The sequence below is a fragment of the Streptomyces sp. NPDC021622 genome, assembly GCF_040640795.1.
GTDB lineage: Bacteria > Actinomycetota > Actinomycetes > Streptomycetales > Streptomycetaceae > Streptomyces.
On record NZ_JBFACK010000004.1, the window covers coordinates 1 to 16,462 of the forward strand.

Annotated in this window: 14 protein-coding genes; 8 read left to right on the forward strand and 6 right to left on the reverse strand. The window is 71.5% G+C overall.

Going from position 1 to position 16,462, the window contains the following annotated elements; genetic code table 11:
- Window positions 1–45: 45 nt before the first annotated feature.
- Window positions 46–828 carry a GntR family transcriptional regulator gene (locus AB0G47_RS10435; RefSeq protein WP_360766628.1) on the reverse strand — a complete coding sequence of 261 codons (783 nt, stop codon included), beginning with the start codon at window positions 826–828 and terminating at the stop codon, window positions 46–48.
- 134 nt (window positions 829–962) lie between these two features.
- Here AB0G47_RS10435 and AB0G47_RS10440 point away from each other — a divergent pair, with 134 nt between their 5' ends.
- Window positions 963–1,808: a (2Fe-2S)-binding protein gene (locus AB0G47_RS10440; RefSeq protein ID WP_360766631.1), complete on the forward strand. Its 846-nt coding sequence runs from the start codon at window positions 963–965 to the stop codon at window positions 1,806–1,808.
- 248 nt (window positions 1,809–2,056) lie between these two features.
- On the forward strand, window positions 2,057–3,118 hold the full coding sequence (locus tag AB0G47_RS10445) for a DUF2637 domain-containing protein (RefSeq protein WP_360766634.1): 1,062 nt from the start codon (window positions 2,057–2,059) through the stop codon (window positions 3,116–3,118).
- A 30-nt stretch (window positions 3,119–3,148) separates the two neighbouring features.
- Here AB0G47_RS10445 and AB0G47_RS10450 read toward each other — a convergent pair whose 3' ends face one another.
- On the reverse strand, window positions 3,149–3,550 hold the full coding sequence (locus AB0G47_RS10450; RefSeq protein ID WP_360766877.1) for an ATP-binding protein: 402 nt from the start codon (window positions 3,548–3,550) through the stop codon (window positions 3,149–3,151).
- A gap of 289 nt (window positions 3,551–3,839) precedes the next feature.
- Here AB0G47_RS10450 and AB0G47_RS10455 point away from each other — a divergent pair, with 289 nt between their 5' ends.
- Window positions 3,840–6,902: a glycoside hydrolase family 38 C-terminal domain-containing protein gene (locus tag AB0G47_RS10455; protein WP_360766637.1), complete on the forward strand. Its 3,063-nt coding sequence runs from the start codon at window positions 3,840–3,842 to the stop codon at window positions 6,900–6,902.
- Window positions 6,903–6,909: 7 nt separating this feature from the next.
- Here AB0G47_RS10455 and AB0G47_RS10460 read toward each other — a convergent pair whose 3' ends face one another.
- From AB0G47_RS10460 to AB0G47_RS10470, 3 genes are all read right to left on the reverse strand, one after another.
- The gene (locus AB0G47_RS10460; protein WP_360766639.1) at window positions 6,910–8,652 is read right to left on the reverse strand and encodes a pyruvate dehydrogenase; all 1,743 of its coding nucleotides are present in this window, start codon (window positions 8,650–8,652) and stop codon (window positions 6,910–6,912) included.
- 63 nt (window positions 8,653–8,715) lie between these two features.
- Entirely contained in the window at window positions 8,716–10,173 is a 1,458-nt protein-coding gene (locus tag AB0G47_RS10465; RefSeq protein ID WP_360766642.1) for a protein phosphatase 2C domain-containing protein, read from the reverse strand.
- 130 nt (window positions 10,174–10,303) lie between these two features.
- Window positions 10,304–10,426, reverse strand: coding sequence for a hypothetical protein (locus tag AB0G47_RS10470; protein WP_360766645.1), 123 nt, complete (start codon window positions 10,424–10,426; stop codon window positions 10,304–10,306).
- A gap of 180 nt (window positions 10,427–10,606) precedes the next feature.
- On the opposite strand from AB0G47_RS10470, the gene AB0G47_RS10475 reads away from it, so the two are divergent.
- The 5 genes from AB0G47_RS10475 (at window position 10,607) to AB0G47_RS10495 (ending at window position 14,673) form a co-directional block, all read left to right on the forward strand.
- Window positions 10,607–11,590 carry a helix-turn-helix transcriptional regulator gene (locus AB0G47_RS10475; protein ID WP_360766648.1) on the forward strand — a complete coding sequence of 328 codons (984 nt, stop codon included), beginning with the start codon at window positions 10,607–10,609 and terminating at the stop codon, window positions 11,588–11,590.
- A gap of 78 nt (window positions 11,591–11,668) precedes the next feature.
- On the forward strand, window positions 11,669–12,151 hold the full coding sequence (locus tag AB0G47_RS10480; protein ID WP_360766651.1) for a DUF456 domain-containing protein: 483 nt from the start codon (window positions 11,669–11,671) through the stop codon (window positions 12,149–12,151).
- Window positions 12,152–12,332: 181 nt separating this feature from the next.
- The gene (locus AB0G47_RS10485) at window positions 12,333–13,043 is read left to right on the forward strand and encodes a hypothetical protein (protein WP_360766654.1); all 711 of its coding nucleotides are present in this window, start codon (window positions 12,333–12,335) and stop codon (window positions 13,041–13,043) included.
- A 22-nt stretch (window positions 13,044–13,065) separates the two neighbouring features.
- Complete coding sequence (locus tag AB0G47_RS10490) at window positions 13,066–14,271, forward strand: hypothetical protein (RefSeq protein ID WP_360766657.1); 1,206 nt, start codon at window positions 13,066–13,068, stop codon at window positions 14,269–14,271.
- 33 nt (window positions 14,272–14,304) lie between these two features.
- Entirely contained in the window at window positions 14,305–14,673 is a 369-nt protein-coding gene (locus tag AB0G47_RS10495) for a PPOX class F420-dependent oxidoreductase (protein WP_360766660.1), read from the forward strand.
- A gap of 299 nt (window positions 14,674–14,972) precedes the next feature.
- On the opposite strand, the gene AB0G47_RS10500 is transcribed toward AB0G47_RS10495, so the two are convergent.
- Window positions 14,973–16,382: an AlkA N-terminal domain-containing protein gene (locus AB0G47_RS10500; RefSeq protein ID WP_360766662.1), complete on the reverse strand. Its 1,410-nt coding sequence runs from the start codon at window positions 16,380–16,382 to the stop codon at window positions 14,973–14,975.
- Window positions 16,383–16,462 lie beyond the last annotated feature (80 nt).

A 16,462-nucleotide genomic window follows, 5' to 3' on the forward strand; every position in this document is an offset into this window, starting at 1 on the left:
GGGATTGGGGAAGGCCCCGCAGGGACCGCCCCCGCCCCCCCCCCACTAGCCCCCCGCCCCCGCAAAATGCTCCCGCACCAAGGACTGGACGACGGCCAGGTCACGGGCCACCAACGCCTCCAGGAGAGCCGTATGCTCCGCCGCGTCGGCGACGAGGTCGGCGCGGCGCCCGGAGACGGGCCCGCTGACCAGCGGCCACTGCGACCGCCGGTGCAGATCGTCCGCCACCTGCACCAGCTGCTGGTTCCCGGAGAGGCCAAGGACGGCCCGGTGAAAGGCCCGGTCCGACTCCGCGTAGCGCGCAAGGTCTCCACCCGCCGCCGCCACCACGCTCGCCTCAGCCAGCGGCCGCAGCTCACACCACCGCGCGGCAGGCACCGTACGGGCAAGCCGCAGCATCACGGGCACCTCGATCAGCGCCCGCACCTCCGCGAGCTCCCCCAGCTCCCGGGCGCTCCGCTCGGTCACCCGGAAGCCACGGTTCGGCACGACCTCGATCGCGCCCTCGATGGCGAGCTGCTGCATCGCCTCGCGCACGGGAGTGGCGGAGACCCCGAAGCGCTCGCCGAGCACGGGCGCGGAGTACACCTCGCCGGGCGCGAGATCACCGCCGACCAGCGCGGCGCGCAACGCGTCGAGCACCTGACCGCGGACCGAGCTCCGCTGCACCGGCCTGCGCGGCGCGGGCGGCGCAGGCGGCGCGACCTGCGCGGACGGCTCGGACTCAGCCTCCGCGTGCGTGTGCTCACCGCGCGCCGAGCCCGACCGCGGCTGCTCCGGCACACGGACGGCAAGGCGGTACGCGTCATGCGCTCTGGCCTGCTCCACGAGGTCCACCCATAGTCCGCTCGGTCCGAAAGGTACGAGAGGCACCATAGGCGGACAGCACCGCAGTTGAAACCTCGATCACTTCGGGTAAGGTAAGGCTAACCTGTAATCGATCGTGATTCGGTGGTCCCCGTATGCACGTTCCCGCCTTGGCGAAGCGCGCCCCGAGCGCCCTCGCGGACGCCTACGCCCGCCTCACCGAGGTGTTCCCAGGACTGCGCGTGACCGAGCTCGGCAACGAGGAGCAGGCCCCACAGGGCGACGGCTGGGTCACCGCCGCCCGGCTCGCGGAGGGCGGGGCCGACCTCGACGCGTTTCTGGCGTGGGACGAGGCGCAGGTACTGAAGGACTACGGGCAGGCCGGGCGCCCCGACGTCATCGCAAGCTTCGGACTGCACCGGTACGCCTGGCCGGCCACGCTCCTGATCACCGTTCCGTGGTTCCTGCACCGCCGCGTCCCCCGCTACCCCGTACAGAACGTCGCCTTCCAGCGCACCCTGGGCCGGATGGCCGTCCGCGACGCGGGCTTCGCCTGCCTGCCGGGCGATCCGGCCGCGGCGCTGCCCGGCGCCCGTGTCGTACCCGACGAGGAAGCCCTGCGCGTCGAGGTGCGGGCGGCCGTCGCCGAGCACCTGGGACCGCTGCTCGACGCCTTCGGGCCCCGGATGCGGCGCCGCTCGCGCGCCCTGTGGAGCGTCGCCACGGACGAGATCGTCGAAGGTCTCTGGTACATCGCCCACCTCCTGGGCGAGGAGCAGCGCGCCACACAGGATCTTGAGCTGCTGCTGCCCGGCGCCACCAAGCCGTACGTCGGGACGGCCGGGTTCCGGGAGCTGACGGGGCCGAACGGCGAGTCCCTGCCGACCCGCGACCGCGCGAGCTGCTGCATGTTCTACACGCTGCGTCCCGAGGACACCTGTGTGACCTGCCCGCGCACCTGCGACACGGAGCGCGTCGCACGGCTCAGTGCCGCGGCCTGACCGCCCCCCAGCGCCCCACAGCGCCCCCACGGTCTCCAAAACCTCAGCCGCTTCCCCCTGAACCACCCTTTCGTGTCCGTTTAATCGAACTCAACTCGCCTTCCTGGCCGCTGAGTTCGAGCAAAACGGCGCGCGCCGCACCCCTTTGCACCCCCCAACGCGTTCTCTTGCCCCGAAACCCCTCTGAGGGCCACCGGGATTGGGTCACTATGGCGCCCGAACGCCCTACCGCGACGCAAGGACCCCAGATGAGACTGACCGACATATCGCTGGACTGGCTGCTTCCTGGCTGCGTCCTGCTCCTGGGCATGCTGGTCGCGGTGGCGGTACTCGCACGCGGCAAGCGGGCCGGACAGAAGGCCGCCGGCGCCTCCAGCGACGAATCGTGGGAGCGCAGCGAGGAGCGCCGCAGGCGCAAGGAAGCGATCTATGGATCGGCTTCGTACGTACTGCTTTTCTGCTGTGCGGCGGTCGCCGCCGCACTCTCCTTCCACGGCCTTGTCGGCTTCGGCCGGCAGAACCTGAACCTGTCCGGCGGCTGGGAGTACCTGGTCCCGTTCGGGCTCGACGGGGCGGCGATGTTCTGCTCCGTGCTCGCCGTGCGCGAGGCGAGCCACGGGGACGCGGCGCTCGGCTCGCGGCTCCTCGTGTGGACGTTCGCGGGCGCGGCCGCCTGGTTCAACTGGGTGCACGCGCCCAGGGGCCTCGGCCACGCGGGCGCCCCGCAGTTCTTCGCGGGGATGTCGCTCTCGGCGGCGGTGCTCTTCGACCGCGCACTGAAGCAGACCCGCCGTGCCGCGCTGCGTGAACAGGGCCTGGTGCCGCGGCCGTTGCCGCAGATCCGCATCGTGCGCTGGTTGCGCGCGCCCCGCGAGACCTTCGGCGCCTGGTCGCTGATGCTCCTCGAAGGCGTACGCACCCTGGACGAGGCGGTCGAGGAGGTCCGTGAGGACCGGCGCGAGAAGGAGCAGACCCGGACCCGCAGGCGGGACCGGGAGAAGCTGGAGCGCGCGCAGCTCAAGGCGATCAGCCGGGGCCACCGCGCCCTGCCGGGACGCGGCGGACGCCAGGTCGACATGCAGGCCGTGGCACCGGCCGCAGGGTCCGCGCAGGTCGGCGCGGACCCTGCCATAGCGCCGCAGGAACAGCTGGCGCTGCGCTCCCGCCCCTCCCTCCAGGCCGTCAGGAGTGGCCCTGACGCCGCCACGCCGGTGACCGTCGACCTCACGGCCGAGGACGACACACAGACGCTGCCGAGGCTCGACTCCCTGGAGCAGAAGCTCAAGGACCTTGAGCAGCAGTTCGGTTGATGCAGGGCGGGTAACGGTCGGCGGTCCGGGTCACACCGGGCCGCCGTCCAGTTCGAACCACACCACCTTCCCCACCCCGTGCGCCCGCACGCCCCAGGCGTCGGCGAGGGACTGCACGAGGACCAGGCCTCTGCCGTGCGTACCGTCGTCGGCGTTCGGTACCCGCAGCTTGGGGCGGCGCCCCACGAAGTCCCTGACCTCGACCCGCAGGCGGCCCGGCCCGACGGTCGCCGTCAGGATCGCGTCGTGATCGGTGTGCACCAGTGCGTTCGTGACCAGTTCGCTGGTCAGCAGCTCGGCTATCTCGGATCTTCCCGGTTTGCCCCAGGAGCGCAGGAGTTCACGCAGCGCCCCGCGTACCTCGGGAACCGCCCGTAGGTCTGATCGCCCCAATCTGCGCCGGAGTTGAGCCCGGTCGGACTCCCCGACCATGTCGTCGGTCGGCTCGTCCCGTGCCTTCGGCGAAGCAGCCCCGGATCGACGGGGACCACCCCCTCGTACCTGCCTTGTCATGACCCCCGCCCACAAAATGAGTCCTGTTCCTCCTTGCTCGAACGCGCTCACGGAATGCATGCCCCACCCGGTTGGCGGCACTCATGTCCATTCATCAATCAAAGGAACGGGTGCGCCCTGGCCCCACGGGGAAGTGAAGCGGTGGATCGTTCCCGCATGATCCCGGGAGATCCCGCGTGAGTCCGTCCGAGCCTGCCGAGGAGCCGCCGTGCACGACGACCGACTGCTGGTTGAGGGCCGCCTGGAGCGCGCCCTGCGGCAGTTCATCCGCCCCGCCCAGTACACGGACCGTGTGCCGCTCGCCCTCTCGGTCTGGCACGCCCCGGGCGAGCCGGTGCCCGTCGCCGAGGCGCTGAAGGCGTCGTACACGCCTTTCGAGACCGGGACGGAGTGGGGAAGTCCCTGGTCAACCAGTTGGTTCCGGCTGCGGGGGCAGGTGCCCGACGCATGGCGCGGGCGGCGCGTCGAGGTGGTCGTCGACCCCGGGTTCACCGGTGACGGGCCCGGTTTCCAGGCCGAGGGTCTGGTGTACGACGCTTCGGGTGTTCCTCTGAAGGGTGTTCACCCACGCAACCGGCACATCCCCGTGGCGGCCCCCGCGCAGGGGGGTGAACCGGTGCATCTGCTCCTGGAGGCGGCGGCCAATCCGGCCGTTCTGCGTGACTTCGAGCCGACGCCGCTCGGCGACGTACTGACCGCGGGCGATCGGCCCATCTACCGATTCGCCTCTGCCGATCTCGCCGTACTGAACGAGGAGGCCTGGCGGCTCACCCTGGACATCGAGGTCCTCTCGGAGCTGATGTACGAGCTGGATGCGGCCCGGCCGCGCCGCCACGAGATCCTGCGGGCGCTGGAGCGGGCGCTCGACGCGCTCGATCTGCACGATGTGCCGGGCACGGCCGCCGCCGCCCGCGCCGAGCTCGCCGGGGTCCTCGCGAGCCCCGCCCACGCAAGCGCGCACCGCGTGTCCGCCGCCGGGCACGCGCACATCGACTCGGCCTGGCTGTGGCCGCTGCGCGAGACGGTGCGCAAGGCGTCCCGCACTTTCGCCAATGTGACGGCGCTGGCCGAGGAGTATCCGGAGCTGGTCTTCGCCTGCTCGCAGGCCCAGCAGTACGCCTGGGTGAAGGAGCATCAGCCGCACATCTGGGAGCGCATCAAGAAGGCGGTGACGGACGGGACTTGGGCGCCGGTGGGCTCGATGTGGGTCGAGTCGGACGCCAACATGCCGGGCGGTGAGGCCCTCGCGCGGCAGATCACGCACGGGATGCGGTTCTTCCGCGAGGAGCTCGGCGTCGAGACGGAGGAGATCTGGCTGCCGGACTCCTTCGGATACACCGCCGCCTTCCCGCAGTTGGCGAAGCTGGCGGGCGTCCGCTGGTTCCTCACGCAGAAGCTGAGCTGGAACCAGTCCAACAAGATGCCGCACCACACCTTCTGGTGGGAGGGCATCGACGGCACCCGTGTCTTCACGCACTTCCCGCCGGTGGACACCTACAACTCGCAGTTCCACGGCGCCGAACTCGCCCACGCCGAGCGCAACTTCACCGAGAAGGGCCGCGCGTCCCGCTCGCTCGTGCCGTTCGGCTGGGGCGACGGCGGGGGCGGCCCCACCCGCGAGATGATGGAGCGTGCGCGGCGCCTTCGCTCCCTGGAGGGTTCGCCGCGCGTCGAGATCGAGCGCCCTTCGGCGTTCTTCGCGGCCGCCGAGGAGGAGTACGGGGAGCGGGCACCGGTCTGGTCCGGCGAGCTGTATCTGGAGCTGCACCGGGCGACGTACACCACGCAGGCGGCGACCAAGCGCGGCAACCGGCGCAGCGAACACGCCCTGCGCGAGGCCGAGTTGTGGTGCACCGCGGCCTCGCTGCGGGACCCCTCGTACGCCTACCCGTACGAGGCGCTCGACCGGCTGTGGAAGACGGTGCTGCTGCACCAGTTCCACGACATCCTGCCGGGCTCGTCGATCGCCTGGGTGCACCGTGAGGCCCGCGACACCTACGCACGGGTGCTTGCCGAGCTCGATGAGATCACCGCCGACGCGGTGCGGTCCCTCGGCGCGGGCGAGCCCGCCGTGCTCAACGCGTCGCCGTACGCCCGCAGCGAGGTCGTCACGAGCAGCGCGGGGGCCCTGGTGCACGTGAACGTCCCGGCCCTCGGCACGCAGAGCCTCGCGGTGGCGGCCGGGCACACCCGCGCTCCGGGTGCCGGTGTCACGGCTCAACTCGCCGACAGCACCATCGTGTTGGGGAACGAACATCTCCGCGTCACCATCGACACGGACGGGCTCCTGACCTCCGTAAGCGATCTCGACGCCGGCCGCGAGGTCCTCTCCCCCGGTTCGCGCGGCAACCTCCTCCAGCTGCACCCCGACCATCCCACGCACTACGACGCCTGGGACCTCGACCGGCACTACCGCAACACGCACACCGACCTCACGGACGCCGAGTCCGTCGAGCTGGTGGAGGACGGGCCGCTGCGGGTCGCCGTCCGCGTGGTGCGGGTCTTCGGGGACTCGCGCATCACGCAGGAGATCCGGCTCGCGGCGGGCAGCCGGCGTGTCGACGTGGTCACGGACGTCGACTGGCGGGAGTCGGAGAAAGTCCTCAAGGCCGCCTTCCCGCTGGACGTGCACGCCGAACGGTCCGCCGCCGAGATCCAGTTCGGGCATGTGCACCGCACGACACACGCCAACACCGGCTGGGACGCGGCCCGTTTCGAGATCTGCGCACACCGGTGGCTGCGGGTCGCCGAGGAGGCGTATGGCGTCGCGGTGCTCAACGACTCGACGTACGGCCATGATGTGACGCGCGCGCCGCACGCGGACGGGCTCGGCACCACCGTGCGGCTCACGCTGCTGCGCGCCCCGCACAGCCCGGACCCGGAGACGGATCTGGGCACGCACCGGTTCACGTACGCGCTGCTGCCCGGCGCCACGACGGGCGACGCGGTCGCGGAGGGCCTCGCCCTGAATCTGCCGCTGCGGCTGGCCGAAGCACCCGTGCTGCCGTCCCTTGTGAGCGTCGACAACCCGGCGGTGACCGTGGAGTCGGTGAAGCTCGCGGACGACGGGAGCGGTGATGTCGTGGTGCGGCTCTACGAGTCGCGGGGCGGGCGCGCGGCGGCGGCGCTCACCACGTCGTTCGCGGTGAGCGCGGCGCAGGTGACGGATCTCCTTGAACGACCGCAGGGGCCGGCCGAGACGGACAGCGCGGGCCTGGCGCTCGACCTGCGGCCGTTCCAGATTCTCACCCTGCGGCTTCGGCCCGCCTGACGGAACGTCAAGGCCGGGGCACGTTCCGCAGGTTGGAGCGCGCCATCTGGACCATGCGGCCGACGCCGCCGTCCAGGACGATCTTGCTGGCGGAGAGCGCGAAGCCGGTCACCATCTCGGAGCTGATCTTGGGCGGGATGGAGAGGGCGTTCGGGTCGGTGACGATGTCGACGAGGGCGGGGCCCTTGTGCGCGAAGGCGTCCTTCAGGGCGCCCGCGAGCTGCTTGGGCTTCTCCACGCGGACGCCGTAGGCACCGGCCGCGCGGGCCACGGCGGCGAAGTCGGGGTTGTGGTTGGCGGTGCCGAAGGACGGAAGTCCTGCCACCAGCATCTCCAACTCGACCATGCCCAGGGAGGAGTTGTTGAACAGGACGATCTTCACCGGCAGGTCGTACTGGACCAGCGTGAGGAAGTCGCCCATCAGCATGGAGAATCCGCCGTCGCCCGACATCGAGACGACCTGGCGCCTGCGGTCGGTGAACTGGGCGCCGATCGCCTGCGGCAGGGCGTTGGCCATCGAGCCATGACTGAAGGAGCCGATGATGCGGCGCTTGCCGTTCGGTGAGATGTAGCGGGCCGCCCAGACGTTGCACATGCCCGTGTCGACGGTGAACACGGCGTCGTCGGCGGCGAGTTCGTCGACGACGGACGCGACGTACTCGGGGTGGATCGGGATGTGCTTCTCGACCTTGCGCGTGTACGCCTTGATGACGCCTTCGAGGGCGTCCGCGTGCTTCTTGAGCATCTTGTCGAGGAAGCGGCGGTTCGACTTGGGGGTGACGCGCGGTGTGAGACAGCGCAGGGTCTCGCGTACGTCGCCCCAGACGGCGAGGTCCAGCTTGGAGCGGCGGCCGAGGCGCTCGGGGCGCACATCGACCTGGGCGATCTTGACGTCGTCGGGCAGGAAGGCGTTGTAGGGGAAGTCCGTGCCGAGGAGGATAAGGAGGTCGCATTCGTGGGTGGCCTCGTAGGCAGCGCCGTAGCCGAGGAGCCCGCTCATGCCGACGTCGTACGGGTTGTCGTACTGGATCCATTCCTTGCCGCGCAGGGCGTGGCCCACCGGGGACTTGATCTTCTCGGCGAACTCCATGACCTCGGCGTGCGCGCCGGCCGTGCCGCTGCCGCAGAAAAGGGTGACCTTGTCGGCTTCGTCGATCATCGCGGCGAGCTGCTCGATCTCCGCGTCGCCGGGGCGTACGGAGGGGCGCGATGTGACCAGGGCGGTCTCGATGGCCTTGTCGGGAGCGGGCTGGTCGGCGACGTCTCCCGGCAGCGTGACCACGCTGACGCCGCTCTGCCCGATCGCGTGCTGGATGGCGGTCTGGAGCAGCCGGGGCATCTGCTTCGGGTTGGAGATCATCTCGCTGTAGTGGCTGCACTCGCGGAACAGCTGGTCCGGGTGCGTCTCCTGGAAGTAGCCGAGACCGATCTCGCTCGAAGGGATGTGAGAGGCAAGGGCGAGGACCGGGGCCATGGAGCGGTGCGCGTCGTACAGGCCGTTGATCAGGTGGAGGTTGCCGGGCCCGCAGGAACCGGCGCAGGCGGCGAGGCTCCCGGTGATCTGGGCCTCGGCGCCCGCGGCGAAGGCGGCGGTCTCCTCGTGGCGCACCTGCACCCAGTCGAGTCCCTTGGTGCGCCTGATCGCGTTCACCACCGGGTTCAGGCTGTCGCCCACGACTCCGTACAGGCGCTTGACGCCCGCGCGGACGAGGATGTCGACGAACTGTTCGGCGACGTTCTGCTTGGCCATGGCTTCACGAACCCTTCAGTCCCCTTGACGCTCTTGGGGTCCATGAATTCACAGTGCGGGCGCTCACGCCTCCCAAACGGCGGCCGCGGTCCGGTCGTCGGCGTACCCCTTGACCCTGACCTGGATGTCCGCGAGGAACTCCGCGAGGCCGGGCGGACCGGCGTCCGACCACCGCTGGGTGAGGTGTCCCGCGAGGTCGGGCTCGCCGCGCAGCGGCTCGGCGAGGCCCCCGCTGCAGAGCAGCAGGGCGTCACCCGGGCGGGCGACGGAGGCGCGGAAGCGGAACGGCTCGCGGGGCGGCGGCTCAGGGGCCGGCTCATAGGGACTCGGCGGCGTGATGATCCCCATGTCCATGGTGAGGCGGTCGCCATCGGGGGTCTCCGAAGGCACCGAGCCGAAGCCGACCACCGGAGGTCCCGCCTCGCCCGCGGGGTCCGAGACCCGTGGCTCTATGTCCTGCCACTCCCCGCCGCGGAGGCGGAAGAGTCCGCCGCCGCCGACGCCGAAGAAGACACGGGTGCGGCAGTCGGGGTCGGCGGGCAGCAGCAGGCAGCGCAGGGAAGCGGCGTACTCATCGGGCTCCACGCCGAGGTCGGCGGCCTGCGCGCGGAGCTTGCCGAGGCTGCGGTCGGTGAGGCGGTGCAGGCCGCTCTTCAGGTCGCCGCGCCGGGCGGCCCTGATGTCCTCGGCGAGCCGCTGGTGACTGCGGCCCACGGCACGGCCGATCCACGCACAGGCGTCGGCGGCCGCCCGGTGGGCGCCCGGCGTGGCCCGCGCGCCGGTGGCCATGGCGACCAGGACCAGGGCGCCGTCGCCCGTCCCGAACCGGGCGGTGAGCAGCGAGTCACGGCGCGGCTCGCCCCGGTACCTGGCGGAGTCCCCGCGCACGGAGACCGCCCGCAGGGTGGCCGTGCCGTAGCGCGCGCCGTCGAGAACGGTGTCGGCGACCAGGTCCGCCAGGTCGTCGGGGTCGGCGGCGGGCAGCACGGTGGGCTCGGCGTCGTAGGTGGGCGGGCCGTCGCCCACGTAGTCGACGGCGCGTGAGGCTTCGGCGGGGGCGGGGGCGGGTGCGGACGCGGGTGGTTCCGGCGTCGTCGGCTCCGGCGTCCGCTCCGGTTCTTCGGTACGTCCAGACAGCGGCGGGCCCGCGGATTCGTCGGGCGGGCGGGGCGCCGGGACCGCGGTGGTGCGGCTCGGGGCCCCCGCGGGCGGCTTCGGTCCCGCCGGAAAGGTCACGGGACCTGCCGGAGCCGCGGGGGGTTCCCAGGGGCGGGCGGCAGGGCCAGGCCGGTCCTCGAACTGCTCGCCGAATACGCCCTGTTGGGCGGGATCGCCCGCAGTATCGGCGTCCCCAGGGGCAGTTCCCGTGGACGACGCGGACACCGCCGAGGCGAATCTGTCGTCGAGGGTGTCGGCCACCTGCGCCGGGCCCGTGTCGGGTGCGGAGTCGTCGTACAGCTGACCCCACCAGTCGTCTTCCTGGCCGGAGGCCCCGGTGTGCTGCTCCCCCTGCTGACTCATGCCCCTATTGTCCACCGCACGGGCCGTACGAAAACGGTTCATCCGGAAATTCCGGCCGTCGGGCGACGGATTGAGGGCCGCCGGGCGGGCCCACCCCCCACGGGAGGACCGCCCGGCGGTGTCTATGTGACTAACGCACGTCGTAGGCGCGGGCCACGGTCTGCGCGACGGAACTGTTGTTCGCGTCCGTCAGTTCGGTTTTCAGCCAGACCTGCTTGGGGGACGCATCGCTGTCCCCAGGGTTGACGGGCATGCATGACCGCAGGATGAACCGGCCCAAAGGCCGTATTCACCGCTGCGGTTGGTGCTGCGGTGGCGTCACCTTGGCAGAGAGGTGGCTGGTACGGGGATGATGTCCTGGGGCGGGTTTACGCCGTGGCCGTTTTCCGCCACGGAGCCGTCGGAACGGATCCTTGGGGAGGGACGTCGCCGCATGCTTGCTGCGATAGGTCTGGACGAGACACATGAGTCGGCGTACCGCGCACTGGTGGCGGTGGGGGCCGCCGACGTGCCCGATCTCGCGCGGCGGCTGACGCTGGGCGAGCCGGAGACGGTGCACGCGCTGCGCCGCCTTGAACGGCACGGCCTGGCGGCACAGGCGTCCGGAAAAGCAGGCCGGTGGGTGGCGGCCCCGCCCGCCGTGGCGCTCGGCGCGCTCCTGACGCAGCAGCGGCACGAACTGGAGAAGGCGGAGCTTGCGGCGACGCTGCTCGCCGAGGAGTACCGGGCGCAGGCCGCCGAGCCCGCGGTGCACGACCTGGTCGAGGTGGTCACCGGCGCGGGCGCCGTCGCGCAGCGCTTCCTCCAGCTGCAGCTCGGCGCGAGCGACGAGGTTTGCGCCCTGGTGACCGGCAACCCGGTCGTGGTCTCCGGCATGGAGAACGACGCGGAGGAGCAGGCGGCGGGCCGCGGCGTCGCCTACCGCGTGGTGGTCGAGCGCTCGGTCCTCGCGCTCCCCACCGGGCTGCTCGAACTGTCGACGGCGATCGGCCGCAACGAACAGGTGCGCGTCGTGGACCGCGTCCCGACCAAGCTGGTGATCGCCGACGGCTCGCTCGCGATGGTGCCGCTGACCTCGCGCACCGCGGAACCGGCCGCGCTCGTGGTGCATGCGAGCGGCCTGCTCGAATCCCTGACGGGGCTCTTCGAGGCGGTGTGGCGGGACGCGCTGCCGCTCCGGCTCGGCGAGGGCGGCCATGCGGTCACCGAGGACGCCCCGGAGGGCCCCGACGGCGCCGACCTCGAGATCCTCTCCCTGCTGCTCGCGGGCCTGACCGACGCGAGCGTGGCCAAGCAGCTCGATCTGGGCCTGCGGACGGTGCAACGGCGGGTCAAGCGCCTGATGGAGCTGACGGGCGTGACGACGCGGCTTCAGCTGGGGTGGCATGCGTACGAGCGGGGCTGGGTGGCCCGCTGACGCCTCCGGGGCTTCCGTGCGGGGCGGCCTCGACTCTCGCGACCTGCGGTTTTCTCCTGATTCCTGCACGCTTGGCAGATGGGAGTGTGGGAACTCCTGCTGGTCGCGGTGGTGCTGCTGCTCGGCCTGTGCGGAGTGCTTGTGCCCGGTGTTCCGGGGCCGTGGCTGGTGTGGGCCGCGGTCCTGTGGTGGGCGCTCAAGGACGCCTCCGCGGTCGCCTGGGGCGTCCTGGTCGGCGCGACCCTCGTCCTCCTGCTCGCCCAGGGCATCCGCTGGCTGCTGCCACCACGCCGCTTCCGGCAGAGCGGGGCGACGCGCCGTACGGCCGTGTACGCGGGCGGCGGGGCGCTCATCGGGTTCTGTGTGCTGCCGGTGATCGGAGCGATACCGGGGTTCATCGGGGGGATCTACCTCGGGGAGCGGCTGCGCCTGGGCGGGCACGGCGAGGCGGTGACGGCGACGCGGACGGCCATGCGGGCGGGCGGCTGGAGCGTCCTGACGGAGCTGTTCGCGTGTCTGCTGATCGCGGGGGCGTGGCTGGGGGCGGTGATCTGGGGCTGAGCGGCCGGGGTCGAGCGGCCGGGCCGAGTAGCCGGGCTGAGTAGCGGGCCGAGTAGCGGGCCGAGTAGCCGAAATCAGTTCACATACAGTCTTTGCATCGGATCTCTCCCGACTCATTGACGGGATGGCGCACCCTCTCTAGCTTTCAGCGAGGTAAAGCTCCGATGACTCGGGAGACGCGATGCCAAGACCGTCCAGAAGAACCGTGCTCGCCACCGGATCGGCGGTCGGCGGTGCGCTGCTCGCCGGGGGCCTGCCCGCGCAGGCCACGGCGGCAGCCCAGGCAGCGGCGGAGGTGCGCGCGCCGGGCGACCCCTGGCGGACCGCGCTCGACGACGCCGACCTCGTCTGGCAGCAGATGCCGAAGACCTGGTACGAGGGCCCCTACCTCGGCAACGGCTTCCTAGGCTCGGGAATCTACGCGGAGCCGAGTGAGGAACCGGGCACGGAGCCGGGCGCCGCGGCCTCCGCGATCCGCTTCAACATCCAGCACTCCGAGGTGCAGGACCACCGCCCCCAGTTCGGCTCGCTCTTCGGCCTCGCGCGCCTCCCCATCGGCCACTTCACCCTCGAACCCGTCGGCGCCATCACCGGCATCGACTGGCGCCTGCGGCTGCGCGACGCCGAGCTGACCGGCACCCTCACCACCGACAAGGGCACGCTGCGGATCCGCGCACAGGTGCACAACACACGCTCCGTGCTGACCGTCGAGGTCACCCCCAGCGCGGGCGAGCGCGGCTTCCGCTGGGTCTTCCACCCGGCCGAGGCGATCAGCCCGCGCGCCGCCTTCAAACCGCTGCCCGAGGGGTACGCGGGCAACCCGCCCGCCGAGGTCGCGGAGCTCGACGGCGTCTCGACCGCCGTACAGCCGCTGCTCACCGGCGGGCAGTGATTCACGGCACCCGCAGCCCCCCTTGCGGCCACGCATCGCATGCCGAGCCGACTCCCTCGGCGTCCCCCGCACCACGGACCCGTCCCTGGTGAACGGCGCTTCGGTGACGGACGGCGGCTACGGAGTCGGCATTCCGGGCCAGGATCCTCCGACTCCCGAGGTCGGCAACCTCACTTGGGCGCTGCACAACGTCTGGCTGAGCTACCGCCACACGATGGACAAGTCGATCCTGCGGGACGTCCTGTTCCCACTTCTAAGGAAGGCGATCAACTATTACTTGCACTTCCTGGAGCCGGGAGCGGACGGCAAGCTGCACCTGCCGGCGACGTATTCGCCCGAGTACGGCGGCAATTCGAAGGACTGCAACTACGACCTGATGCTGCTGAAATGGGGCTGCCGCACGCTCCTCGGCACGGCGGAACTCCTGGGCGTGGAGGACGAGTTGACCCCGCGCTGGCGGGAGGTCGGCAGCAGGCTCGCGGCGTACCCGACCGATGCGAACGGCTACATGATCGGCGCGGACATCCCCTTCGCGAAGTCGCACCGCCACTACTCCCACATGCTCGCGGTCTACCCCCTGTACGAGGTGACGGGCCGCACGGCGGACGAACGCGCCCTGATCGAGAAGTCCCTGGCCCACTGGGTCGGCTTCGAAGGGGCCCTGCAGGGCTATACGTTCACCGGGGCCGCCTCCATGTCGGCGCTGCTCGGCAAGGGTGAGGACGCGCTGAAGTACCTCGGGCAGCTGATGGCGCGCTTCATCCAGCCCAACACCATGTACAAGGAGTCGGGCCCGGTCATCGAGACCCCGCTGTCCGCGGCGCAGTCCCTGCACGACATGGTCTGCCAGTCCTGGGGTGATGTCATCCGCGTCTTCCCCGCGCTGCCTGCGGAGTGGGCGGACCTGGTCGTGCACAACTTCCGTACGCAGGGGGCTTTTCTGCTGAGCGCGGTGCGGGAGGGTGGGGCGACTCGGTGGGTCCGGCTTGTGAGTGAGGCGGGGGCGCCGTGTGTGGTGCGGCACGGGATCTCCGGGGCGGTGGAGGTGCGGGACGGGCGTGGCCGTCCCTTGCCGTACGAGGATGTGGGCGGCGGGGCGGTTCGGATCGCCCTCGGGAAGGGCGAGTCGGCCCTTGTGACGGCCAAGGGTGACCGGCCCGATCTGCGGATCGCGCCGGTCGAGCCGAATGCGGCGGCGGCGCGGTGGGGGCTTCCGGGGAACTCCTAGGCCGGGGCGGGGTACGCGTGCGAGGCTCGCGGCATGACCGAATTCAGCGAGGCCGAGCGGGCGTACCTCAAGTCGCAGCGGCTTGGGCGGATGGCGACCGTCGATGCGGCGGGGCAGCCGCAGGCGAATCCTGTCGGCTTCTTTCCACAGGACGACGGGACGATTCTGGTGGGTGGGTATGCGCTGGGGACGACGAAGAAGTGGCGCAATCTGCGGGGGAATCCGAAGGTTTCGCTGGTCGTGGACGACATTGTGAGTGTGCGGCCGTGGAAGGTGCGGGGCGTCGACATCCGCGGCGAAGCGGAACTCCTCACGGGGCCGCACGATTTGGGCCCCCACTTCAGCGAGGAACTGATCCGCATCCATCCTCGGCGGATCCATAGCTGGGGGCTGGAGGGGTAGGGGTGGGGGTTTCTTTCCCCAACCCCACCCCTACCCGAATCTTTTCCGGCTCCGCCGGCCGCGAGGTGACCGCAGATCACCGCCTCCGGCGAGTTCGTCCTCAAACGCCGGACGGGCTGAAAAGAGAACTGCGGCCGGGCTGGAAGGCCTACCGACGGGGTGGACGACCTACTGACGGGGTGGGCGGGCAACTTCGGGGCAATCGGGTGGGCGGGTGGGAAACTCGCCTGGGGCGCTGCGGGGCAATCGGGTGGGTGGGCGGGAAAGATTCGCCGCGAAGCGGCGGTCTTGGGCGGGGTTCACCCCACCCGTAGATGCCACCCCCCGTAAGACCGCCACGGCCGCCACGTGTCCGGCACCGGCTCCTCCCCCCGCAGCGCCACATCCGGATCACCCAGCGCCCGCATCCTGATGACCGCCGCGGTCTCCGGCTCAACCGGCAGCGCGAGCAGTCCCGCCTCCGCGTCATCCCGGTCCGCCCCGGCGTCCAGCCTGACCCGGCCGTCGGCCAGCGCCGCGGCCAGTACGCCCAGAGGGCCCGGCTCCCCGGCCAGCGCCCCGGGCTCGGGGAAGACATGGGTCAGCGTGCCGCACGGCGCGTCCAGCGTCTTGCCGTACCGCTGCACAAGCTCCGAGGCCCCCGCACACCCCACAAGCGCCCGCACCGCGAACTCATCGGGATCCGCCGCCCCGGGCGAGCGAAGACCGGGGCGGGCAGCGACCAGTGGGGCAAGCCGCGGGTCGGAGCCGAGGCGCTCGTCCACGGCGTACGGATCCGCGTCCAGGTCGAAGAGCCGGCGCAGCCGCTGCACCGCCGTGGTGAGATCCCGCAGGTCGGTCAGGTGCAGCCGGGTGTCGAGCCAGCCGCCGACCCCGTGGTCGCGCTCCTCCACCGCCGCGATCCCCGTCCCGTACGGCAGCCGCAGCGTACGCCGATAGGTCCGCCCGCCCGGCTCTCCGGTGACCTGCTCCACCCCGTCGACCGCCTCACCCGCCAGCAGGTCGAAGACGGCGCCCGCCTGGTAGGCCCCCCGGTAGGCCAGCCGCAGCGGAACACCGGCCGCCGGAGTCGCCCGTCCCGCGGCCCCCCTCCGCGGCGCCGCGTCCCGCAGCGCGGTCGGCGTCATCGCGTACACAGCCCGGATGGTGTCGTTGAACTGCCGCACACTGGCGAACCCCGCGGCGAACGCGATCTCCGTGATCGGCAGGCCCGTGGTCTGCAGCAACACCCTTGCGGTGTGCGCCCGTTGGGCCCGTGCGAGGGCGACGGGGCCGGCGCCCAGTTCGGCCGTCAGTTGCCGCTGCACCTGCCGGGCGCTGTAGCCGAGCCGTACCGCGAGACCGGGGACGCCCTCGCGGTCGACGACACCGTCGCCGATCATGCGCATGGCACGGCCGACGACATCCGCGCGTACGTTCCACTCGGCGGACCCGGGCACGGCGTCCGGGCGGCAGCGGCGGCAGGCCCGGAAGCCGGAGCCCTGGGCGGCGGCGGCCGTGGTGTAGTAGCGGACGTTCTGCCGTTTGGGGGTGACGGCGGGGCAGCTGGGCCGGCAGTAGATGCCGGTGGTCTCGACGGCGAAGAAGAACTCACCGTCGAAGCGGGCATCGCGGCTGCGTACCGCCTCGTACCTGGTCTCCTCATCGATATCGATCACGTCATCCAGTGTGCGGCCTCCCCGGCGACCCGGCTGGCGGGAATCGGACATCACGTTGCGCGTACCGTGCCCCGTAAGGGGCGCGGGGCTGTGACATCTGCGGCTCCGCCGCGTGGGCGCGACCAGCCCCC